Below are 24,665 nucleotides of genomic sequence, written 5' to 3'. Positions count from 1 at the left end.
GAAAATGAACCAAAAATCAAAATCTAAAACCCACGTTTAAAGTACTTTAAAGCTTGATTTTGACGCTATTTTTTGTAACTACTTGGTAATCTGACTATTATTTTTTACCTTTGCCAACGTTTTTTATAAGTTCACCAAAAAAAGGAGGAAGATGTTAAAGAAACACATAGTACCATTTTTAATAGTGGCAGCATTATTTATTATGGCAAAAGTGTTCGCTTACCAAATGCCCTTAGCACAAAAAAGTCTTTTAAAAGAAGAAAAATTAAACACTACAATACCCGCAACTGAAAGCCCGAAAGAAGAATCAGTATCTTTAATGGCCCAGTTAAATTTTGCTAAAGAAACCTTGCCATTAGGCGATAAAAAGGTAGAAAGTAAAATGAAAAAAGTTCTTGCAGCCCACACGTATGGTAATCTGCAAACGCATCGCTTACACAGAAAAGCAGCAGAGTGGTTTCCGATAATTGAGCCTATTCTGGCCGCTTATGGAATTCCTAATGATTTTAAATACGTTGCACTGGTCGAATCCGGTTTGCAAGGTGGCGTATCGCCAAAAGGCGCAGCCGGAATCTGGCAGTTTATGCCGGGTACTGCCCGCATGTATGGCTTAAAAGTTAATGGTAACGTTGATGAACGTTACAACTTGCGCAAATCTACTATTGCAGCGTGCAAATACATTAAAGAAATGTATAGCGGTTTAGAAAGCTGGACATTGGTTGCTGCGGCATACAATGTTGGCGATGGCCGTTTACGCAGGCAAATCAATGATCAGAATCAGGATAATTATTATAAAATGAAACTGAACCGTGAAACCGGTGGTTACGTTTATAAGCTAATTTCTATGAAACAGATTATGGAAAATCCTGTTCGTTATGGTTATGAAAAGCCTAAACAACTATTGGCGTACAACGCCGAATAATAAAAATAAAAGACAAGCATTTGGTAAAGCGTCCTGGTAAACAGGACGCTTTTTTTATGATTCATATTTTGCACAGCATAATTTTTTTATTTTTGAAGGAATGTATAAACTGAGAATCGAAAAAATCATTAACCAGCCAGGAGAAAATATAACTTTTCAATTAAAACCTGTCGAAAAAGAATATCCTAAATATTTAGCAGGACAGTTTATTTCATTGATTTTTGAAGGAAAGCACAAGGAAATCAGGCGTTCCTATTCATTTAACAGTTCGCCTGATGTGAACGAACCATTGGCAATTACGGTTAAAAGGGTAGAGAATGGAGAAATTTCAAGATTACTTCATCATAAAACAACTGCAGGCGATACTTTGCTGGCACAAGAACCGCAAGGCATGTTTAGTTATTTGCCTGATGACTTGGAAAAAGATGTTTTCCTGTTTGCGGCAGGTGTTGGTATTACGCCATTATTCTCCATTCTGAAAACTGCATTGGTAACCGAGAAAAAATCGATAATTACCTTAGTATATAGCAACAGATCAAAAGAAGATACCTTGTTTTTTGATGAACTAAGCCATTGGCAGCATCAGTACCCTGAAAGATTAAAAATTATCTACGTTTTCAGTAACAGCAAAAACCTGATGACAGCCAGGTTAAATAAGTTTTACATAGAGCGGCTGTTGAAAGAACATTTAAAGTTTAATCGGGATAATGCCCTTTTTTATACCTGCGGACCAATCATTTATATGGATTTATGCCGTATAACTTTATTGGGAATGGGTTACGATATTAAACAAATTAAAAGGGAAACTTTTGTGTTGCCTGAAGATGAAATGGATGAAGATGATGGTTCAGCAGAAAAGGTAGTCGATAAAAATACATATTCGGTTATTTTAAAGTTTCAGGGCGAAAAATATCACCTGGATATTCCCTGGCCTAAGAGGATATTGGATGTTGCCCTTGAGCATAAAATAAAATTACCTTACAGTTGCCATGCGGGCATGTGTAGTACCTGCGTAACCAACTGCACTAAAGGTGGTGTACGCATGGATTATAATGAAGTGCTTACTGATGATGAACTTGCAAAAGGACGGGTTTTGGTTTGCACAGGGCATCCTACAGAGAATGGAACAACATTGGAATGGTAATTTGCGAAAAATCCTAAAGCAAATAAGGCTGCGAATTTTCAAATTCGCAGCCTTATTTGTTATTGATCAATTAATACCGGATGACAAGGGTCAGGGTTGTTTGGATCATAAAGTACGGCGCAAGGGTTTTCCACGCAATTTTTTTGAGTGTAATTTGGACCGAAGCAAAAATCGTAACAAATTGGACACAGCGGCTGATAAGTTTCAAGGCCCCCAAGAATGTTTTTCATTTCACTGCGTGAAAGAGATCGGTTGGTTTTCATAATTTAAGTTTGCGTTTAATATAAGTTGTTATAAATCTATCAATTATAAGCCGAAAAAACAATTGCAGTGTATGTGAATAATTTAATGGCTAATTAGTCCTCTTCCTTTCATCATCATTGCCAAAATCTCGTCCTTTAACATTGATTTTACTGTTGCCGAAACTGTAGGTAAGTGAAAATCTAAAATAGCGGTTGCTGTTATTCTGGTCATAGATTTGTGTTATGCCATTCACAACCGAAGTGTAATCTTTTAAATAAGAAGTATTAAAGATATCATTAGCCAGTAAGGCAAGTTGTAACTTATTATCTAATACATTTTGTTTAACCGCCAAATTTAAACCAGTCATATTTCCATAGGTATACAATCCTCTTTTAAACGGTGAACTATAGAAGTAATCAATTTGAAATTTGGTAGACTTACCGATCGAAAAAGTATTATTAGTGCTTAAGTATACTTGAGGGCTATTATTTGGTGAGGAATTTAAAGCGTCGGTAAATTTACTATTTGATCCTAAAAGATAAGCCATGGTTTGTATTTGCCACCATGAGCCCAGGTTAGCCGAATAAGTTTCGCCTAAACCATAGTAATACTCTTTATAATAGTTTTGCCTACTTACAACTTGTGTATTGTTTTCAGGGTTAGCCGTAAATACCACCCCAAAACCATTACTAACAATATTAAAGAAAGCGTTGGTTCTCAATTTGCCTTTATATACATGTGTAAATTCAAAATTATCATTAAAAGAAGGTTGTAAAAATGGATTTCCTTCCGAATAGCTTTTGCTGTTGAGGTAAGAACGGAACGGATTTAAGACTTCAAAACCCGGTCTGTTAATTCTTCTTCCGTAATTGAATAAAAAAGTGTGGTTGTCGTTTTTCTTGTAAGTCAGATAGAAGGTTGGAAATAGCTTTAAATAATTATTTTTATTGTTTTGATTCAGTGTTTCAGAAAAACCTTTGGTCTGGGTGTTTTCTAATCTCAAGCCGATTTGCATATTTAAACGGCTGTTAAAATCCTTAACCCCATTTAAATAAATAGCTTGATTATCCTCCTTGTAATTGAAGTTATTAGAACGGTTTAGGTCTAATAGCTGATTACCACTCATGGTATCGTAATATTGAATGTTGCCGTTACTATTGGTAAAGCTGATTTTTGCACCATAACTAAGGTTTACAAATTTTAAAGGATGCTCCATATCCACTTTTATACTTAAGTTATTAATCTGTTGGTTTGATAAGTTTCTGGCAGATTGATTAACATTTAAAAAAGACAGATCCGGAGCGTAAGTCGTCGCCGTAAAATTATTATCAATTTTTGAGTTGTAGCTGAAGTAATCAGCGTCAAAAGAAATCTTTCTTCCAGAAGTATCTAATTTTGTAAGAATATGGACATTGTAGGCATGGTTTGCCGACCGTAAATCATTTAATCCAATGTTTATCAATGTAGAATCAAGCGTTTGGTTTTGATTGCCAATTTTTATAATTGTGTTGTCTTTTCTATCAGGATTATTATAATTGCCATTATATTGAGCCCCAATAGTTGTATTTGGCGAAACATCATAATCAAATGTAAAACCGCCTGATAGGTTATCCTGCTTTTGTTTGCCCGTGCTATTTAATTCCCACAAACCATTTGGATAGTAAGTGTCTAAATCCTCTCTTGTTTTTAGGTTTCCTAATTTACCACCGGCGTTAAAGGAAAATTTAACTTTATTCTTGTTGTAGAAAAAATTATTCCTTAAACTGTAAACGGCATACTTGTTTTGGTCGTAGGATAAGGTTGTTGTACTTTTCCATGCATTGGCAGCACCCTTTTTTAAGTTAATATTGATAATCCCGCCATCTCCCAATGCCTCGTACTTTGCAGGTGGGTTGCTCATGATTTCTATATTTTTTATATCGCTTGCCGATATGGAATTTAAGTAGTTAATCAAGTCTTGTCCTGTTAATTCAATTAGGCGGCCATTTACCAGTATTCGCGATGAGCCTTTGCCCAGCATGCTTATGGTTCCGTTTTGTATGCTTAAACCTGGTGCAGCACGTAAAGCATCAGTAGCACCGCCGCCTGTTGCAGCAATGCTATTTTCTACATGAAATACAATGCGGTCGGCCTTTTGTTCAATAATCTGTTTTCTTCCAACAATAACCACATCTTTCAGGCTGGGGGTTACTTCTTTTAAAATAATAATGCCTAAGTCCGTGTTTTTATCCAGAGATATATCTTTCTCCCAGTAGGCGTAACCAATAAAGCCAATTCTTATTTTATAATTAGCACTTTTAACAATAGTTTCAAAAGAGCCGTCATCTTTTGTGATGGTACTATTTATCATTTTGCCCTGTTGATCTGTAATAATTATAGTAGCTCCTGGAATTGGATTTAAATGATCTCGCACTGTTCCCTTTAGGTTTACTTGTGCAAAAACAGATAATGGAAAGATGAAACAGATAACTGCAATAACTCGATTCATAAATTTTCTTTTAGATGAAAAAATTAATATGATGCAAGTTGCCTCGGAAAGCGAGAATTTACGACCGACTTATAAAACTCGAACGCATTTCTTTAAATAAAAAGCGTTCGACTTTTTTACAAGGTGTACGGCTTTTTTGTAAGTTGTTTATAATGAGTTATTTCTGTATTCTGTAGGGGTATAGCCAGTATACTTTTTAAAAGCTGTATTAAAAGAAGATTTTGAATTAAATCCAACTTCATACAAAATTTCAAGAATGGTAAATTTAATTTTAGCAGGATCTTTTAAAAGTTTCATGGATTTATTAATCCGATACTCATTTACAAAATCGAAAAAGTGTTGATTAAGGTGATGATTAATTAATATAGACAGATCACGAACTGGAATTTTCATTTGGTTTGCCAAACCCTGTACCGTTAAAGACGGTTCAAGGTAAGGTTCTTCCTGATCCATATAGGCCTTAAGTGTTTTAATTTTTTCTTCCTGTCCGGCATTTAAATAAATTGCGTCAGTATTTTTTATGCGCGCTATCAGTGTTTCTACCGGTTGCAGTTTTGTGTCAATTCCTCTAAATAAATCAGGGAAATATAATGCATTTAAAACAATCCAGAAGATAAAGCCTAAGCCACCAATTAACATAATAATAGTTAATGTATTGGCTATTTCTGTGTGCTTGGTTACCTTTAATATGTCTTTAGCTAAAGTAATTAAGGTTAAAGTAATAATTATAGTGGCTAACTGAACTAACCATTTATAATTGGACAAGGAAATGTTACTGGCATAATTCTCTAAAAGCAATACTTTATATTTTTTTATAGTTAAAATGATGGCAATGATATAAATAATGCCCAGAGCTTGCATAAAGTTCATTAAAAAGGTTACTTCGGGCATATCATTCAAGTGTTTCAGGAACAAGCTTTGAGAAGGATTATTTGCAAGAAAAAACCGTGGAATAAGAACACATATCGATAATAAAAAGGGTAAAATATGTATTAAATGTTTTGGCTTAAGCCGAAAATCAGTATAAATTAAAGATAGTACATACAGATAGAGCAAGGGATTTTTAAAGAAAGAAAAACAAATTGCCCTTAGCATTTCAAGCTCTGGAGGTAGTGTAATATATCTGTAATAAAAAAATACACTAATGTCAAAAGCTATAATAATCAGATAGAAAGCGAGCAGCCAGTTTCTGATTTTGTTATTTGTTTTTACAGTTAACAGAAATACAACAAAAAGTAAAAAGATAAGATCAATAACAAAACTTATTACCGAAACCGAATCCATTAAAACTTTGCTATCCATTTTCTCTGCTTGATTGAGGAGCTAAAGTAAATACATTGTTGTTAATTACGATAGATATTATAATTTTTCATTTTATCCCGATACCTGGAATCAATAACTTTTTATTAAAAAAAAACCGTTAAGAGATACACAACGTTAATCTGTTCATGAATAAATACGTTGTACTTTTGTTTTTTATCTTCCCTTTGTGTTTGCATGCACAAAATTTAGATTCGCTTAAATCCTCGAGGCAGCTCGCCAATAAAGAATACATCAACCTATACAAAGAAAATGCAGATTTTGCCTATACTTCTCCTTTCGGCGAAATAGGGGCGCCTTCTAAATATGTGCTCAATGGCAGGCTTACCACCACTTACATGGTTTTGGCGACTTATAAACTTCCCATTGCTTTTGCTATTATTCCTGATTTTACGGCGCGTGTAAGAAATGAGGCTTCTGCAGGTGTAAGAACACCCAGTTTTAGGTTGGGTGGTGCATTTTATGTGCGCTTAAATAAAAGTCTGATCCGATACGAATATGCGGAACTGGATTTTACACATCACTCTAACGGGCAGGATGTGGCAGCACTAAACCCGGATGGAACAATAAATACCCGTACAGGAAATTTTAATGCCAATTACCTTACCCTTTCTTATCGTTTTGGGCATTTAATTAACCCTGCAGAAGAGAATTATTATTCCGTTAATCAGCGTGTAGGTTTTTTATGGTACAAATGGTTTAACTATGAACCCGCATTGAAAGATGATTTTGGTTTTACGCGTTTACTGCATAACTTTTCACTTCGGAAATATGGACCAATTGAAAAGAATTACAAAAATCAAGAGAAACTAAAAACTGTGAAAGAAATATGGCGTTTAAATACTGAGGTATCTTATGCGGTAAATAATATACCCAATAAAAATATCATCAATTTAAAGAAACGTTTAAATGCCGAAATAAATTTTAATTATAGTTTTCCTTTCATGAATAATGTGTTTTTAATGGCTGCTGCGGGTTATTACGGAGAGGATCCCTATAATATTTATTTTAAAGATCATTATGGTTATATGCGTTTTGGCGTGTCAACCGGATTTATTAGAAACCGGCATAAACATTATGACAATTAAACCTTAATAATGATTGGTTTAGACTTTCAGATTGATAAAATTTTTAGCAATTTTGCGGATTGGAATTTGGCTTATTTTTAAGGCCTGATTCTTCAAACTTTTTTGATATATATGAGCAAAGAATCTGTCGATCTTGGAGAGCAAAGAGATGTTGAAGTTTACGGTGCCAGGGTACATAATTTAAAAAATATTGATGTAAGTTTTCCACGCAACCAGCTGGTTGTAATTACTGGTTTAAGTGGCAGTGGGAAATCATCATTGGCTTTCGATACCATATATGCAGAAGGGCAACGCAGATATATGGAAACTTTCAGTGCCTATAGCCGCCAGTTTATGGGCGGTATGGAGCGCCCTGATGTGGATAAAGTTTCTGGTTTAAGCCCGGTTATTGCCATTGAGCAAAAAACAACCAGTAAAAACCCACGCTCAACAGTAGGTACCATTACCGAAATTTATGATTTTATGCGCTTGCTTTACGCACGCGTTGCCGATGCCTATTCTTACAACACAGGCGAGAAGATGGAGCGCATGAGCGAAGATCAGATTTTGCAAAATATTTTCAACAAGTTTAATGGCGTAGCGGTAAACATTCTTGCTCCGGTAGTTAAAGGTAGAAAAGGGCATTACCGCGAACTTTTTGAACAAATCCGTAAACAGGGTTATGTTAAAGTGCGCGTTGATGGAGAAATTAAAGATATTAGCGCAAAAATGCAGGTCGATCGATATAAAATTCACGATATTGAAGTTGTGATTGATCGCCTGATAATAGATGAAAAAGATAAAAAACGCCTGTTAGATTCCTTACAAATTGCCATGAAAATGGGGAAAGGTGTGATAAAAATCAGTGATAAAGATAATCATGTAGCCCACTTTAGTAAGTTTTTAATGTGCCCAACAACGGGTATTTCTTATGATGAACCGCAACCCAATAGTTTTTCGTTTAATTCGCCTTATGGTGCCTGCGAACGTTGTGATGGCTTAGGTTATATTTTCGTTGTAGATAAGGAAACGGTTATTCCCAATCCAAAACTGAGTATTTTAAATGGCGGTTTGGCCCCATTGGGCGAATACCGCGACACCTGGATGTTTCAGGTGTTAAAAGCATTGGCAAAAAAATATAGCTTTTCGCTATCTACACCAATTGAAAAATTGGGCGACGAAGTGATTAATATTATCCTGAATGGTTCAAATGACTTAATCAATGTAGCCGTTGAGTATAATAAATGGAATGTTCAGAATTACAATATAACCTTTGACGGCATTATTAAAATGCTGGAAGAACAAAATGAAAAAAGGGGAGAAGGTGCGGTTGATGATATGGAAGCTTTCCGCAAATTAAAAACTTGCCCCGAATGTAATGGCGCAAGGCTAAAAAAAGAAAGTTTGCATTTTAAGGTAGATGGAAAGAATATTTTCGACCTCGCCTCAATGGATGTGAACAATTTAAGAAGTTGGTTTGAAAATGTAGATGAACGTTTAACCGAACGTCAGAACATTATAGCTAAAGAAATTTTAAAAGAGATCAAAGCCCGTATTGGTTTTTTAACCGATGTAGGCTTAACTTATCTAACCTTGGATAGAACGGCCAGGACACTATCTGGAGGAGAAGCACAGCGAATTCGTTTGGCTACCCAAATTGGTTCCCAGTTGATGAACGTGATGTATATTCTGGATGAGCCAAGTATTGGTTTGCATCAAAGGGATAACGAACGCTTAATTAATGCATTGAAAAATCTTCGTGATCTGGGCAATACCGTATTGGTGGTAGAGCACGATAAAGATATGATTCTGGAAGCCGATTGGGTAATTGACATTGGCCCGGGTGCAGGTATTCATGGAGGAACAGTTGTGGCAGAAGGTACCGCAAAAGATATTCTTAAATCGAAAACTTTAACTGCCGCCTATCTTAACGGAAAGAAGAAAATTGAAACCCCAAAAACCAGGAGAAAAGGCAACGGGCATAAATTATCTATTATTAAAGCTACAGGACATAATTTAAAAGAAGTTTCTGTAGATTTTCCTTTGGGTAAATTTATTGCCGTAACCGGAGTTTCAGGAAGTGGAAAATCAAGCTTAATTACTGAAACTTTATACCCGATTTTAAATCACCATTTTTTCAGGGCAAAAAAACAACCACTACCGTACGAAAAAATTAGTGGTTTAAAGGAAATCGATAAAGTAATTGAAATCGATCAGGCACCCATTGGGCGTACCCCACGCTCCAACCCTTCAACTTATACAGGCGTTTTCTCTGACATCAGGAACTTATTTGTACAATTGCCCGAGGCAAAAATCAGGGGTTATAAACCAGGTCGTTTCTCTTTTAATGTTAAAGGAGGACGTTGTGAAACTTGCCAGGGTGCAGGTTTAAAAGTAATTGAAATGAATTTCCTGCCTGATGTACAGGTACCTTGTGAAGAATGTGGTGGCAAAAGATATAACCGCGAAACGCTTGAAGTGCGTTTCCGTGGAAAATCAATTAGTGATGTTTTGGATATGAGTATCGAAGATGCTTGTATATTCTTCGAGAACATCCCGATCATTTACAGAAAAATTAAAACCTTAAAAGATGTTGGTTTGGGCTACATTACTTTAGGGCAATCATCTGTTACTTTATCGGGTGGAGAAGCACAACGCGTAAAATTAGCAACCGAACTGTCCAAAAAAGATACTGGAAAAACATTTTATATTCTTGATGAACCGACAACAGGTTTACATTTCGAAGATATTAATGTTTTACTGGGTGTGTTAAATGAACTTGTTGATAAAGGAAATACCATTTTGGTGATCGAACATAATTTAGATGTGGTTAAAGTGGCCGATTGGGTAATTGATCTTGGAGAAGAAGGTGGAGCAGGTGGCGGAAGAATTTTATTTGAAGGTACACCTGAAGGATTAATACAGAACCCAATTAGCTTAACCGGAAAGTTTTTGAAAAAAGAAATGGACTGGAATTCAGCGTCTGAAATTGAAAAAACTGAAGTAAAAAAATCGAAGAAAAAGAAAGATTAACCGTTTAGGGTAATCTTAAATCACCACTACATTAAAAATGATTTTTACCGATACACATACCCATATTTACTACGAACAGGATGCAGAAAAGCAGGCTCAGCTAATGGAGCGTTGTTTTGAAAATAGTGTTAACCGTTTGTTTTTGCCAAATGTAGATGTGGCTTCTATTGCGATGATTAACGGCCTGGTTAATAAATATCCTGAAAATTGTTTTGCTATGGCTGGCCTTCATCCATGTGATGTTAAGGAAGGCTATTTAGCGCAACTTGATGAAATTTACAAAAGCATTGATGGGCGTAAAATATATGCCATCGGTGAGATAGGGATAGATTTATACTGGGATAAAACAACTTTAGCCATTCAGCTGGATGCTTTTCGTAAGCAAATTCACTGGGCTAAAGAATTAGGTTTGCCTATTGTAATCCATTGCAGAGAAGCTTTTGATGAAGTTTTTGAGTTATTGGAAAGCGAACGTGATGAAAAACTTCGTGGAATTTTTCATTGCTTTACCGGTAATCTTCAACAGGCTAAACAAGCAATCGATTTAAATTTTTATTTAGGTATAGGTGGTGTTGTTACCTATAAAAAAGCAGGCTTGGATGTTGTACTTGCCAGCGTACCGTTACAAAATCTGGTTTTAGAAACAGATTCTCCTTATCTGGCTCCAGTTCCTTTTCGTGGTAAACCCAACGAAAGCAGCTATTTAATTTATGTGGCCCAAAAACTTGCTGATATTTATAATACTTCGATAGAAGAAATCGCAACTATCACCACCGAAAATTCTAAAAAGGTTTTTGGGATATAGGAAATCTAATTATAGTTTTTAGGTCGTCCTTTCAACTGGAGTGCAACGTAACGGAGAAATCTATAGGTTGATTTTTAAAGATTTCTCGGCTGCGCTCGAAATGACGAATTGACTATTTGGTACGTCACCCTGAATTTATTTCAGGGTCTTTCCCATTAAAAGATGTTAAAATAAATTCAGCATGAGATTATGAGTGCAACGTAACGGAGAAACCTGAGGTTGGTTTATAAAGATTTCTCGGCTGTGCTCGAAATGACGAATTGACTACTTGAGTTCTATTATAGTTTTTAGGTCGTCCTTTCAACTGGAGTGCAACGTAACGGAGAAATCTATAAGTTGGTTTTTAAAGATTTCTCAGCTGCGCTCGAAATGACGAATGGATAGATTATGTTCTTCTGTTAGTGTTTTATTAAAATATAGGTTAATTAGTTATTGTTTTAATAAATAATGATCTATTTATATGTTTATTATTATGAATTTTGAAATATCGCTATATCATTTATAAATTTTTGCTTTCTTTGCGGTGAGCAACCTTCATCAACCAAATGACCAAAATTTTAATAATTTATACCGGCGGTACAATCGGTATGGTTAACGATCCAATTAAAGGAACGTTAGTACCTTTTAACTTCGAACAGATCAAAGAAAATGTTCCTGAACTTAAACGGTTGGATTATCATTTGGATGTACACTCTTTTAATCCGGTACTTGATTCATCAAACATGGACCCGGAAATCTGGAAAACCATTGCGCAGTTGATTTACGATCGGTACGATCATTATGAAGGTTTTGTAATTCTTCATGGTTCTGATACCATGGCTTTTACAGCCTCCGCATTGAGTTTTATGCTCGAAAACCTAAATAAACCCGTTGTTTTAACCGGATCTCAATTGCCGATTGGGGAAATCAGGACCGATGCAAAAGAAAATTTAATTACTGCACTCGAAATTGCAGCGATGAAAAAGGGAGGCAAATCTTTTGTGCCGGAAGTATGTATTTATTTCGATTCACAACTTTTTAGAGGCAACAGATCAATCAAATACAATTCTGAAAAATTCGAAGCTTTCCGTTCACCAAACTACCCAATTCTTGCAGAAGCAGGTGTACACCTGGAGTTTCACCGAAACTTTGTACTTAAAAATTCGGGCGAAGAACTTAAATTACATACCAGCTTCAATTCAAATATCGGAGTTCTGAAATTATACCCCGGCATTACACCTCAGGCGGTAAAAGCCATAACCCATTCGGAAGTGGATGCAATTGTTCTGGAAACCTTTGGTTCGGGCAATACCACAACTGCAGATTGGTTTATAGATTGTTTGCAACATGCCATTTCAAGTGGAAAAATCATCGTGGATATTTCTCAGTGCAAAAAAGGATCGGTACAACTTGGGCGTTACGAGACCAGTAAAAAGTTACAACAAATGGGCATTTTAAGTGGCTATGATATGACTTTTGAAGCTACAGTAACCAAACTAATGTTTGTAATGGGTTTAAATTTATCAAACGATAAGAGTCGTAAACTGATGGAGCAATCACTTCGTGGAGAATTAACCCATTAAGTAAAACTTCTGCAATTATGACGAAAGTCATTCCGGTTGTAAGTATTTAGCCTTATTTTTGCTAACAAGGAGGTGTAAGATGTAGGTTTTAAGGCTTAAAGCAGCCTTGCAACTTAATGCGCTTGCTTCTTGATACTTATTAACATGAAAATAGAACAAATATATACAGGTTGTTTGGCAGAAGCTGCTTATTACATTGAGAGTAACGGCGAGGCGGCAATTATAGATCCGCTTAGAGAGGTTGCAACTTATTTAAAGAAAGCTGATAAGGCCAATGCAACCATAAAATATATCTTCGAAACGCATTTTCATGCCGATTTTGTTTCCGGCCATGTTGATTTAGCCGAAAAATCGGGGGCAGAAATTGTTTACGGTCCAACGGCTAAAACTGCTTTTAAGGCGCATATTGCTGAAGATGGCGAACAGTTTAAAATTGGAGCCTTAACCATTACAGCGCTTCATACACCAGGCCATACATTAGAATCTACAACCTATTTATTAACGGATGAAAATGGTAAAGACCACTGTATTTTTAGTGGGGACACACTTTTTATTGGTGACGTTGGCCGACCGGATTTAGCTCAAAAAGGTAATTTAACCATGGAGGATTTAGCAGGGATGCTATATGATTCTTTGAATGAAAAGATCAAGCCATTGGCTGATGATGTAATCGTTTATCCTGCGCATGGTGCAGGTTCAGCCTGTGGTAAAAGCATGAGTAAAGAAACTTTTGATACTTTAGGGCATCAAAAAGAAGTAAATTATGCTTTAAAAGCAGTTACCAAAGAGCAGTTTATTGAAGAGGTAACAGATGGAATTTTACCACCGCCACAATATTTTGCTAAAAATGCAGCCATTAATAAAGGTGGTGTAGAAAGTCTTGATGAAGTTTTTGAAAAAGGACTGAATGCTTTGTCCCCTCAGGAGTTCGAAGATACGGCAAACCAGACCGGTGCAATTATGCTTGATACCCGCGATCCGCAGGTTTTTGCTAAAGGTTTTATTCCGAACGCAATTAACATTGGGTTAAACGGACAATTTGCACCTTGGGTAGGCGCCTTAATTACTGATTTACAACAACCTATTTTACTCATTACGGATGAAGGTAAGGAACTGGAAACCATTACCCGTTTAAGCCGCGTAGGCTACGACAGTACCATTGGTTATTTAGAAGGTGGTTTTGAAAGATGGACATCCGCAAATAAAGAAATTGATACCATTGAATCAATTTCCGCAGATGCATTTGAACAAGTAGTTAACAATGCTGAAGTTAAAGCACTTGATGTTCGTAAGCCCGGCGAGTACGAATCTGAACACTTGGAGTTTACTTTAAGCCGCCCATTGGATTATATTAATGAATGGACAGGTGAAATTAATCCTAAAGAAACCTATTACATTCATTGTGCAGGTGGTTACCGCTCTATGATTGCAGCTTCAATTTTAAAATCGCGTGGGGTAGAAAATGTAATCGATGTGGCTGGTGGTTATGGTGCTATAAAAAATACAAATTTAAAAAGGACTGATTTTGCATGCCCAAGTAAAGCAATGAAAGTTTCCTGATTTCGCCATGGAGCGGTACCGTTTATCTCCTCCTTTCGGGAAAAGCAATCTTGTAGCGAATAAAAAAAAATATTTGAATGTCTCAACATAAAAATCATTACGACGTATTAATTATCGGTGCCGGACCAATTGGTATGGCTTGTGCAATAGAGGCACAAAAAGCCGGGTTAACTTACGTGATAGTGGAAAAAGGTGCCCTGGTAAACAGTTTATACAATTATCCTGTATTCATGACCTTCTTTTCTACCTCTCAAAAGTTAGAGATAGGAGGTGTGCCATTTGTAACCATAAGCCCCAAGCCTAACCGTAACGAAGCAGTAGAGTATTATCGTCGCGTTGCAGAGAAATTTAATTTAAATATCAATTTATTCGAAAGGGTAAATGCAGTTAAAAAGAATGATGCTGGCATTTTTGAAGTGTCTACTTCTAAAATAAATTATACTGCAGGCCACGTAATTGTTTCTACAGGTTTTTATGATGTTCCGTTGTTAATGAATATTCCTGGTGAGGATTTGCCAAAAGTAACCCATTATTATAAAGATCCACATTTGTACGCTTTTCAAAATGTTGTGGTTGTAGGCGCAAATAATTCGGGCGTTGATGCTGCCTTAGAAACATTTCGTAAGGGTGCAAACGTAACCATGATTGTGCGTAGTGGCGAACTTGGACCTCATGTAAAATACTGGGTTCGTCCCGATATTCAAAACCGGATTAAAGAAGGTGAAGTTACTGCACATTTCAATTCGTCGCTGCTCGAAATCAGGGAAGGCGAGGTAGATATAGAAACACCGGAAGGAATTCAAACAATTAAAAATGATTTTGTAATTGCCATGACTGGATATCAGCCTGATTTTGATATGCTTAGAAAATTCGGTATTGATTTGCCTCAAAATCTTTGTCCGGTCTATAACGAGGAAACCATGGAGACCAATGTTAAGGGTTTGTACCTGGCAGGTGTTGTTTGTGGTGGAATGGATACCCATAAATTATTTATAGAAAACTCAAGGGTGCATGCTGAAATGATTGTGGGAGACATTGTTCGGTAGATAATTAATTTTTGGTTTTTTATTAAGCGTTTTTTGATACGCCTTTTCCCCATTTATAACCTATATTGATTAATAACAATACCATCATCGTCTGAAAAATAAGTATAACATCCGAAAGGTCGAATGAGTTGTTATTTATCTCTTTTATAGGGTTTAATGAAGGATAAACCGTCCAGCCTCTTGTTGAGAAATTTGATAGTAAGCCACTAATTCTGGACAGAAAGATTAATATCCCCAATCCCGTAAAAATGATAAACAAAACCTGTCCTTTTCTTTGATACCCATATTTTCTTTCCTTGAAATAATAGATAACGAAACAACATAAAATAAAGAGTGGAATTAACAAAGCCCAGATTGTTGTAATAAAATAGGTATCATAAAGATTGATATCAATCGTTTTCTTAAAAAGTCTTTTCCCAAGTACCAAGCCTAAAACAGATAAGACTAATGCGGCAGAAATTACAATCCAAAGTAATTCAGTCAAGAGCATTTTAAACTTACGCATTGCGGTGTTATTTGTGTATCGGAATTTTCAGTTGGTTACTGACAAAACTTTCCATAGCCTTTTCTACTGATGGTAAATCCTTGGAAGTGATATAAGAACCCAAAACGTGATTAGCTCCACCAGGAATAGCAACCTTATGCTTTAAATCCGGGCTTGTTCCAAGTTCATCATACATTTTAAGCATCGCATCTATGCGCACCACAGGATCTTGCTCCAGTTCATTTTTATAATAATAAAGCATCAAAACCGGTTGTTTAACTTTTTGAAAAACACTTTTGGTCATCGTTGTTTCTACAAGTTCCTCCAATTCTACTACCGATTCTAACCGATAGTTTGTATACCAGTATTTTTTATATTCTTCTGTTTTGCCTTCAGCTTTACGTTCATCACCTCCCGTCACCCTTCTTGCAATTTGCAATCCCCAGGGATCATTCAGTAACCAGGCATTTTTATCGTTGATAGCAATATTCGGAGAAATTAAAATCAAACTATTTACCTCAGGAAAAGTAGCAGCAAGTTTAATCGCTACAGTTCCACCAGTAGAAGTGCCTACTAAAATTACTTTTTTACCTAGTTTCTGTCCAATAGCATAAGCCTGTTTGCTGGTTTCCCAAAGCCTGTCTGCCGTAAAATATTGCATGGGCGCAATGGTATCAATTCCATGATCGGCAAGCCGGGCCAGGTATAAATTTGCTTTTAACTTTTTAGCAAGATTTAAATGTACCGGGTTTCCTTCTGTTTTAGATGCCGAAAAACCATGAAGGTATACTATGGCATATTCAGTTTGTTGGTGGGAAGAATCTGCCCAAACAATTTCAGCTTCATTTCCAGGTTTAATTTTATGCTGGCTGTTTATTGATTGTACGTAGTTTTCAAGATCTTTGAGTTCCGGAACTTTAACAGGTGTTTCGCTATATAGTGGTTTTTTGGGTTTAGGACCGGCAAAATAAGCGCCGACAATAAGAACCGAAAGACCGAGCAGGATTTTATAGCGTTTTTTCATTGGTACGAATTAAATTGATTTAAATGTAAACTTTTGAAATAGATAAAGCTAATTTTTTAAAGGATTGAAGGAGTATGATGAAGCGTTTTTAATTGCCTGTTAAAACAATCGTACCAATTGATCTACAAGTTGAGAATAATTAGCAAGGGCATCGTAATTGCAGGCGCAAATAAATTGGCAATTATGGCTGTTGCGTTTCAAATCCTTAATATTACGAATATACATTACCTTTTTATGGGAAATTAACCTAAGTTTGCAATCAAAATTTTTTCCATTAATGCCGGGAATAGATCAAATAAAAACACCCATTGCAGCCGATATTAAAGCGTTTGAAAAAACCTTTAAAGAATCTATGCACAGTGATGCACCATTACTGGATAGGATAACCCATTATATTGTTAAGCAAAAAGGTAAACAAATGCGGCCAATGTTCGTGTTTTTTGCCGCGAAGCTTTGCGGTGGTATTACTGAATCTACCCATCGCGGCGCTGCCCTAGTCGAACTTTTGCATACGGCAACATTGGTGCATGATGATGTGGTGGATAATGCTTACGAGCGTCGAGGTTTCTTTTCGATTAATGCATTATGGAAAAATAAGATTGCTGTTTTAGTAGGCGATTACCTTTTGGCAAAAGGTTTGCTGTTATCGGTAAACAATAATGAACATCGTTTGTTACAGATTGTGTCAGAGGCTGTAAAGCAAATGAGCGAGGGCGAATTGTTACAGGTAGAAAAGGTACGGAGAATGGATATTTCGGAGGAATTATATTTCGATGTAATCCGGCAGAAAACAGCATCATTAATTGCATCTTGTTGTGCTGCTGGTGCTGCATCTTCGGGTGCAGATGATGATACGATTGAGAGAATGCGATTATTTGGTGAAAAAGTAGGTATTGCTTTTCAGATCAAGGATGATACTTTCGATTTTGGAACGGATGATGTAGGGAAGCCACTGGGCATAGATATTAAAGAAAAGAAAGTAACCCTTCCTTTAATTTATGCGCTGAATAAAGCAGAAAAAACTGAACGGAAAAAGATCATTAACCTGGTTAAAAATCATCAGGACGACCCGGTTAAGATACAAACGATTATTGATTTTGTGAATGCGAAGGAAGGTGTTTATTATGCCAACCAAAAAATGCTGGAATACCAGCAACAAGCATTTGATATTTTACACCAATTTGAAGCCGGAGAAGCAAGAACAGGTTTAGAACAACTTGTACTATATACTACAGAACGTAAAAAATAATGAGCAACGAATTAATTTTCAGCATAGGGTTCCTTTTATTTATTGTATTAATATTGGCCTTGGATTTAGGTCTTTTTAGTAGAAAGGAGCATGTAGTAAGCTTAAAGCAAGCCGGTATAATGAGTTTAATAATGGTAGCGCTGGCTTTGGGTTTCTACTATTTATTACTTACAGAAGGACACCAGCTGCACGGTATAAAAGATTTTGCTCACCTCAAAGAAATCGTAACTAAGCACCAGCATCACATTAAACTCATTCCGGATGATTTTGACCAGAGTTTAGCCATTTACAAGCAAAACCTTGGGCTTGAATTTTTAACGGGTTATGTGATTGAATATGCACTCTCTGTTGATAATATCTTCGTTATTGTATTAATATTTTCGGCCTTTGCTGTAGAAGAAAAATACTACCACCGGGTATTGTTCTGGGGGATTTTAGGCGCTATTATTATGCGTTTTATCTTTATTTTTGTGGGGGCCGCCTTAATTACCAAGTTTGCCTGGATATTGTATGTGTTTGGTGCATTTCTCGTATTTACCGGGGTTAGAATGTTTTTTAGCAAAGAAGAAGATGAAAAGATTGATCCTGAAAAACACCCTGTTGTAAGATGGGCCTCAAAAATTTTTGCCATACATCCCAAGTACGAAGGAAAAAACTTCTTTGTACGAATTAACCATAAGAGAATGGTAACACCCTTGTTTTTGGTGTTGTTAATTGTAGAATTTACGGATTTATTATTTGCTGTAGATTCTATACCGGCTATTTTTGCGGTAACTAAAGACCCATACATCGTATTCTTTTCTAATATTTTTGCCATTATGGGATTACGCTCTATGTTCTTCCTTCTGGTAAATATTATCCATAAATTCCATTACTTAAAAACAGGATTGGCCGTATTGTTAAGTTTTATAGGTGTTAAAATGCTTGGCCATACCTACTTAGAAAAATTGGGTTTTACAACCGAACATTCTTTAATTATCATTTTGGCCATTTTGGTGATTAGTATTGTTGCTTCATTAGTTTTCCCCAAAAAGAAAGCTAAACACGTTGCATAAAAACACATATGTTTAATGCCTAATTTCAAAAACAACTTTCGTTGCAACTGGAACAAAGCGAAACGGAGCAATATGCTCAATTGCTTTTAGGGTATGCCCTGTATTTATGTTGATCATTCATATTGATTTTTAGAATATCGCCCGCACTTCGAAATAACGACTCGTTTATTAATTGTTTTGCTGCCTAATTTTTATCTCTGCTCTCGAGGATAAAATATGCGCTGAGTAATGATCTTCATTGGATTAAGGCAAAATAACCGTTACAGCTAAAATTAAGGCGCTAAAATTTGTACTTTCAGCCCCATTAAACTATTTTTTATGAAATACCTACTCGCCGCAGGCTTAATTTGTACCTCTTTATTTGTAAAAGCACAAGATAATTTCAGCAATGCTTTTAACCAGATTAATGCTGATGTTCAGAAAAATTCTAAGGCTTACCAAACATTAAGATTCGAAACAGAAACGATTGGCCATCGATTAACCGGTTCGTCAAACGGAGCAAGAGCAGAAAAATATGCTTACGATCTGTTAAAATCTTATGGCTGCGAAGTTAGGTTTCAGCCATTTGAAGTAGAAAGCTGGAATAGAAAAACGCTGAGTGTTGAAATAGGCGCAGATCAGAACAGTTTAGTGAAGATAAAAGCAGTTACGCTTGCGCATTCTCCGGTTAGTGCCGATGTAAGCGGAGGTATTGTTGATGCAGGCAATGGTCTGGAGCGCGATTACCAAGCTAATCCTGAACAGTTTAAGGGTAAAATAGCCTTAATTTATTTGGGCGTTCTGCCTGGTTCTCCTGATGGAACCAAATCTCTTCACCGGTCAGAAAAAACGGCCATTGCAATCAAATATGGTGCTACAGGCGTAATTATCATCAATACAGTGAAGGATGGTGTACTTTTGACCGGAACAGCATCAGTAACCGGTAAGTTAATCTCAATCCCCGCCGTGTGTATAGGTTTGGAAGCAGGTATGGCACTTAAAGAAAAGCTGAAATCCCAGCCTCAGCAAGCGCGTATTTCCATGACTAACTTTTCAGGAATGATTAAAGCCAGAAATGTAATTGCCACTTTTAAAGGTACCGAAATGCCGGAAGATAAAATTGTTGTTGGCGGCCATTTGGATAGTTGGGATTTGGCAACCGGAGCCATAGACAATGGAATTGGTTCATTCGCCATTATGGATATGGCCCGTACTTTCAAAAAATTAAACCTTAAAACAAAACGTACAGTAGAATTTGTTCTATTTATGGGCGAAGAGCAAGGTTTGCTGGGCTCAAAAGCTTATATCGAACAGGCTAAAAAAGCGGGCACTTTAGGCCAGGTTAAGTTTATGCTTAATTACGACATGACCAATGATCCTAAGGGTTTTTCAACTTCAAGGGCTGAAATGAAAGATTTGTTTATCAGTTGGGGAACGGATATCGTTAAGATAGATACGGGCTTTAAAAATTTGTTCCAGGCTGGCGCAGGCCTGCATAGCGATCATCAGCCATTTATGTTAGAAGGAATTCCGACAGGCGGTGGTTTTGGAGGTAAATTGCCAAATAACTCAGGGCCTTATTACCACTCTGATGGAGATAGTTTTAAACTGGTTGATGAACAGGAATTAAAAAATACCGTTCGTTATAGCGCCATGCTTGCCTATGCCTTAGCCAATACACCAAATATTCCGGTTGGTATACAAACAGATGAAGAATTAAAAGCCTTTTTAGAATCTCAAAATTTAAAAGAACCCTTAACTATTGCAGGCGAATGGAGATGGAAATAGTCTATCCGCTAATATAACTTTCCAGCTGCGAAATGGTTTGTTTCTGGTCGGCGATGATAAATTTAACCACATCACCGATCGATACCATCCCTTTAACTTCGTTGTTTTCAACAACAGGTAAGTGCCGGATGTGCTTATCTGTCATCAGTTCCATGCAGTAATCTATCGTATCGCTTAAATTAATGCTGATCGGATTTGCAGTCATGGCTTCCTTAATCAAGGTATCTTTTGATGATTTGCCATGAAGAATAATTTTTCTTGCATAATCACGCTCTGTAAAAATGCCCGATAACTGATTCGTTTCCATAACTAATAAAGCGCTGATGTTTTTTTCGGTCATTACTTTTAAAGCATCCAGAACAGAAATGTGCTCTGACACAGAAAATATTTGAACCTGTTTGGTATCCAGTAACTGTTTAACGGTTTTCATAACTTTAGATTTGGTTATGTTAATTTAGCTAATAATTAGCTGAAAATCAAAGTTTTGTTTTTTTTTGTTTAGGGCTGAAAGAAGATTTTATGGATAGATAAGCTGGCGGAAAATTAAATAAATCGTCGTTATGCAACTTATTCTAAATTAGGTTTTTGTATGTTTTTAAGTGCAAACACGATTAGGCTGTTTGAAATAATGATTAAAAAGACTATATTTGCAGCGTTCTTGAAAGCTTCCACTTTTCAAGAATACTAAAGCCTATCAGCAATGACAGGCTTTTTTTATGCTTTCTGTTTTGGTTAGCAGCTGATTACCAAGGGGTATAAGCATTGCTGGGCAGTGCTGTTAAATTCTTCTTGATTGGAATAAATACGCCAGCTTTAAGAGAGAACGAAGTATAAGTATAAGCCATTTTAGGCGTTTCAGCATCATCGGTAAGAATAGCCAGAAAATATTCGCCTGCCGGCAATTCAATTACCTGACTTTTTATGTTTGAGTACGTATAATCCGCAGCAATATTTGTTTTGGAAACATCATCATAAGCAGTGGCTTTATCTGTTAATCCATTATACGTAAACTGCTTTCCTTCTGCCCTCCAGATTAACATGCTGGCTACATTAAATGGCCTGTTGGCTGTTACGCCATCAGTAAAAGTATAATCTTTGGTAAATTCAACATCAATACCTTGTCTGGTCACCACATTATCTTTTTTGCTGCATCCAAATAATGTCGTCATTATAATAAGAAGAAATATGTTTTTCATGGCGTAAATATATTAATTTCTTACTCTTTGTGTGTTAATGAAATTTGATCCAGATAGATGGCTAATAAATTAATAGAAGGCTATGAGTATATGAAAAATAAAAGCTATGTAGTTTTTTTGAACTACATGCTTAGGTAAAATACTCGTTACTGCGTCATTGTCATCTGACTTTCTTGTATTTTGTGTAAATTTTTACATTAAAAACTTTATGAAAAAAAATCTAATTTTAACGGCCTTAGCTGGGCTATGCTTGATCATCTCATGTAAAAAAGATGTGAACCAAACTGAATCTTATTCATCAGCCTCTATTAAAAACGGACTGAAAGCAACATTACCTGGTGATAATCCGGCTGCTTCTGCTATACCGGTTGTTTATGAGAATGGCGAATACAAAACCGCCTATGCCGGAGGATTGAATTTTGGTCCTACTTTTACTTATCCCACAACGGTAACGGCGGCCGAGTATGGTCAAAGCTGGTCACCTTCATATTCTGGTCCTACAAGTCAAAATAATTTGTTATCCTTTCTACAAGACGATTCTCGCTTTTCTGCTTTTTTCGGAACATTCGTCAATGGTATAGGAACAGCAGTAGGCATGTATTATACGGATTGGCATTCCTGGATTTTAAATTCTAATGACGGTTCATCTTCTCCACCCGCTTTTACTGTTCAACGGTATGGAGGATCTGCAGATGGAATTATTCTAATTACCGGGCAGTTTATTAAAGATCCAACCTCACCTACTCATGTTAGTATAGTTAGCCAAACTTATATTCCACCAAATCAACAACCCAATTCTGAAACTATAAATGGATATTTAGGTACGGTTACTTTAGGCGCCGACGTATACCAAGTTGAAGGAAATGATGGCATTATCACAAGGGTTATAAAAAATACAAATGGCGTCTTAACCGAAATTACCGATTTTAGTGGCATATATTTGATCGGAAGAAATGGCACCTTCATTGCTGTTGACATAACATTATTTCCTAATACACCGAATGAGGTTGTTTATACAGGAGTAAGAGTTCAAAGATAATTTTTTGCACCTTCAGTTAAAATGGGCATTGAGCAAAACTCATCTGCCCATTTTTTATGAGATTTAATTTAATTGAACCTTATATTAAGCTTGTTTTAATTTATCACCTATCTTTTTAGGTCTATTTTACATTTAACAAACCCGCTATAATTTGGCTTTCACAAAGCTATGTGGTAACTTTGCATCACATTTAAAAACAATAAATTATGTCATCAGTAGAGACAACTTATATCCCTTACAAAGTTAAGGACATTTCACTGGCAGAATGGGGCCGTAAAGAAATCGAATTAGCCGAAGCAGAAATGCCAGGTTTAATGAGTTTACGTAAAGAATTCGGTCCAACACAACCGTTAAAAGGTGCGCGTATTGCAGGTTGCCTGCACATGACCATCCAAACGGCTGTATTAATCGAAACATTAGTGGCTTTAGGTGCAGAAGTAACCTGGTCATCTTGTAATATTTTCTCAACCCAGGATCACGCTGCGGCTGCAATTGCTGCTGCTGGTATTCAGGTTTATGCCTGGAAAGGTTTAAATGAGCAGGAGTTCGACTGGTGTATTGAGCAAACTTTACACTTCGGTCCGGAGCAACAACCGTTAAACATGATCTTAGACGATGGTGGTGATTTAACCAATATGGTTTTTGATAAATATCCTGAGTTAATTGCAGCGATTAAAGGTTTATCAGAAGAAACTACAACTGGTGTTCACCGTTTGTATGAGCGTATGAAAAACGGAACATTGCATTTACCTGCAATCAACGTTAACGATTCAGTAACTAAATCTAAATTTGATAATAAATATGGCTGTCGCGAATCATTAGTTGATGCAATTCGTCGTGCAACTGATGTTATGATGGCTGGTAAAGTAGCTGTTGTTTGTGGTTACGGAGATGTAGGTAAAGGTTCAGCAGAATCTTTAAGTTCACAAGGTGTACGTGTTATTGTAACTGAAATTGATCCGATTTGTGCTTTACAAGCAGCAATGGAAGGTTATGAAGTTAAAAAGTTTGCAACAGCTGTTAAAGAAGCAGATATTATCGTAACCACAACTGGTAACCGTGATATCGTTCGTGGCGAGCATTTCTTAACCATGAAAGATAAAGCCATCGTTTGTAATATTGGTCACTTTGATAATGAAATTGATGTTGCCTGGTTAAATGCAAATTACGGTTCAAGCAAAGTAGAAATCAAACCTCAGGTTGATAAATATACCATTGAAGGCAAAGACATCATCTTATTGGCCGAAGGTCGTTTGGTTAACTTAGGTTGTGCAACTGGTCACCCAAGTTTTGTAATGAGTAACTCCTTTACCAACCAAACTTTGGCGCAGTTAGAACTTTGGACAAACACAGATAAATACGAAAACAAAGTTTATGTTTTACCTAAGTATTTAGATGAAAAAGTTGCCCGTTTACACTTAGAAAAAATCGGTGTAGAATTAGATATTTTAGATCAGCACCAGGCCGATTATATCGGTGTACCTGTTGAAGGTCCGTTTAAATCAGACGAATATCGTTACTAATTAGTCCTTGAGTCCGAAGTTCGGAGTCTTGAGTCTGAATATCAAAAGGGATGTGCAAATTGTACATCCCTTTTTTATTAATCAAATTGTCATGCTGAGGCATTAGGCATCCGTTAGATAAAGTTGCTGCAATTCTAA

Annotated in this window: 19 protein-coding genes; 13 read left to right on the top strand and 6 right to left on the bottom strand. The window is 36.3% G+C overall.

Translation table 11 applies throughout. From position 1 onward, the window contains the following. Positions 1 to 151: 151 nt before the first annotated feature. Both R2Q77_RS00545 and R2Q77_RS00540 read left to right on the top strand, forming a co-directional pair. On the top strand, positions 152 to 922 hold the full coding sequence (locus R2Q77_RS00545) for a lytic transglycosylase domain-containing protein (RefSeq protein WP_316801757.1): 771 nt from the start codon (positions 152 to 154) through the stop codon (positions 920 to 922). A gap of 100 nt (positions 923 to 1,022) precedes the next feature. Further along, positions 1,023 to 2,066, top strand: coding sequence for a ferredoxin--NADP reductase (locus R2Q77_RS00540; RefSeq protein WP_316801756.1), 1,044 nt, complete (start codon positions 1,023 to 1,025; stop codon positions 2,064 to 2,066). Between the two features lie 352 nt (positions 2,067 to 2,418). On the opposite strand, the gene R2Q77_RS00535 is transcribed toward R2Q77_RS00540, so the two are convergent. Continuing rightward, positions 2,419 to 4,797 (bottom strand): outer membrane beta-barrel family protein, encoded by a 2,379-nt coding sequence (locus R2Q77_RS00535; protein ID WP_316801755.1) that lies wholly within the window; start codon positions 4,795 to 4,797, stop codon positions 2,419 to 2,421. Positions 4,798 to 4,944: 147 nt separating this feature from the next. Continuing rightward, a complete protein-coding gene (locus tag R2Q77_RS00530) occupies positions 4,945 to 5,688 on the bottom strand; it encodes a helix-turn-helix transcriptional regulator (protein ID WP_316801754.1) in 744 nt (247 codons plus the stop codon). A gap of 557 nt (positions 5,689 to 6,245) precedes the next feature. On the opposite strand from R2Q77_RS00530, the gene R2Q77_RS00525 reads away from it, so the two are divergent. The 6 genes from R2Q77_RS00525 to R2Q77_RS00500 all read left to right on the top strand — a co-directional run bounded on the left by R2Q77_RS00525 (position 6,246) and on the right by R2Q77_RS00500 (position 15,190). Next, a complete protein-coding gene (locus tag R2Q77_RS00525) occupies positions 6,246 to 7,205 on the top strand; it encodes a hypothetical protein (protein ID WP_316801753.1) in 960 nt (319 codons plus the stop codon). Between the two features lie 111 nt (positions 7,206 to 7,316). After that, the gene (gene uvrA / locus R2Q77_RS00520) at positions 7,317 to 10,217 is read left to right on the top strand and encodes an excinuclease ABC subunit UvrA (protein WP_316801752.1); all 2,901 of its coding nucleotides are present in this window, start codon (positions 7,317 to 7,319) and stop codon (positions 10,215 to 10,217) included. Between the two features lie 37 nt (positions 10,218 to 10,254). Beyond that, positions 10,255 to 11,022, top strand: a complete 768-nt coding sequence (locus tag R2Q77_RS00515) for a TatD family hydrolase (RefSeq protein WP_316801751.1) — start codon at positions 10,255 to 10,257, stop codon at positions 11,020 to 11,022. Positions 11,023 to 11,567: 545 nt separating this feature from the next. Further along, a complete protein-coding gene (locus R2Q77_RS00510) occupies positions 11,568 to 12,584 on the top strand; it encodes a type I asparaginase (RefSeq protein ID WP_316801750.1) in 1,017 nt (338 codons plus the stop codon). Positions 12,585 to 12,728: 144 nt separating this feature from the next. Continuing rightward, on the top strand, positions 12,729 to 14,144 hold the full coding sequence (locus R2Q77_RS00505) for an MBL fold metallo-hydrolase (protein ID WP_316801749.1): 1,416 nt from the start codon (positions 12,729 to 12,731) through the stop codon (positions 14,142 to 14,144). A gap of 77 nt (positions 14,145 to 14,221) precedes the next feature. Then, a complete protein-coding gene (locus R2Q77_RS00500; RefSeq protein WP_316801748.1) occupies positions 14,222 to 15,190 on the top strand; it encodes a YpdA family putative bacillithiol disulfide reductase in 969 nt (322 codons plus the stop codon). A 22-nt stretch (positions 15,191 to 15,212) separates the two neighbouring features. On the opposite strand, the gene R2Q77_RS00495 is transcribed toward R2Q77_RS00500, so the two are convergent. Continuing rightward, positions 15,213 to 15,695: a hypothetical protein gene (locus tag R2Q77_RS00495; protein ID WP_316801747.1), complete on the bottom strand. Its 483-nt coding sequence runs from the start codon at positions 15,693 to 15,695 to the stop codon at positions 15,213 to 15,215. A 7-nt stretch (positions 15,696 to 15,702) separates the two neighbouring features. Continuing rightward, a complete protein-coding gene (locus R2Q77_RS00490; RefSeq protein ID WP_316801746.1) occupies positions 15,703 to 16,698 on the bottom strand; it encodes an alpha/beta hydrolase in 996 nt (331 codons plus the stop codon). Between the two features lie 277 nt (positions 16,699 to 16,975). On the opposite strand from R2Q77_RS00490, the gene R2Q77_RS00485 reads away from it, so the two are divergent. The 3 genes from R2Q77_RS00485 (at position 16,976) to R2Q77_RS00475 (ending at position 20,769) form a co-directional block, all read left to right on the top strand. Next, a complete protein-coding gene (locus R2Q77_RS00485; protein WP_316801745.1) occupies positions 16,976 to 17,947 on the top strand; it encodes a polyprenyl synthetase family protein in 972 nt (323 codons plus the stop codon). Beyond that, a complete protein-coding gene (locus tag R2Q77_RS00480) occupies positions 17,947 to 19,002 on the top strand; it encodes a TerC/Alx family metal homeostasis membrane protein (protein WP_316801744.1) in 1,056 nt (351 codons plus the stop codon). Before R2Q77_RS00485 ends, R2Q77_RS00480 begins: the two co-directional genes overlap by 1 nt. Positions 19,003 to 19,320: 318 nt before the next feature. After that, complete coding sequence (locus tag R2Q77_RS00475; protein ID WP_316801743.1) at positions 19,321 to 20,769, top strand: M20/M25/M40 family metallo-hydrolase; 1,449 nt, start codon at positions 19,321 to 19,323, stop codon at positions 20,767 to 20,769. A 1-nt stretch (position 20,770) separates the two neighbouring features. Here the strand turns inward: R2Q77_RS00475 and R2Q77_RS00470 are convergent, their stop codons facing one another. Continuing rightward, positions 20,771 to 21,199: a CBS domain-containing protein gene (locus tag R2Q77_RS00470; protein WP_316801742.1), complete on the bottom strand. Its 429-nt coding sequence runs from the start codon at positions 21,197 to 21,199 to the stop codon at positions 20,771 to 20,773. Between the two features lie 313 nt (positions 21,200 to 21,512). Beyond that, on the bottom strand, positions 21,513 to 21,965 hold the full coding sequence (locus R2Q77_RS00465; RefSeq protein WP_316801741.1) for a hypothetical protein: 453 nt from the start codon (positions 21,963 to 21,965) through the stop codon (positions 21,513 to 21,515). 208 nt (positions 21,966 to 22,173) lie between these two features. On the opposite strand from R2Q77_RS00465, the gene R2Q77_RS00460 reads away from it, so the two are divergent. Beyond that, positions 22,174 to 23,004 (top strand): hypothetical protein, encoded by an 831-nt coding sequence (locus tag R2Q77_RS00460; RefSeq protein WP_316801740.1) that lies wholly within the window; start codon positions 22,174 to 22,176, stop codon positions 23,002 to 23,004. 206 nt (positions 23,005 to 23,210) lie between these two features. Next, the gene (gene ahcY, locus R2Q77_RS00455) at positions 23,211 to 24,527 is read left to right on the top strand and encodes an adenosylhomocysteinase (protein ID WP_316801739.1); all 1,317 of its coding nucleotides are present in this window, start codon (positions 23,211 to 23,213) and stop codon (positions 24,525 to 24,527) included. The last annotated feature ends 138 nt before the right edge of the window (positions 24,528 to 24,665 follow it).

It is taken from the genome of Pedobacter nototheniae (assembly GCF_032678625.1).
In the GTDB taxonomy this organism is placed as follows: Bacteria; Bacteroidota; Bacteroidia; order Sphingobacteriales; family Sphingobacteriaceae; genus Pedobacter; species Pedobacter nototheniae_A.
The sequence above is the reverse complement of the archived record's forward strand: the minus strand, read 5'-3'. Positions and strand labels throughout refer to the sequence as shown.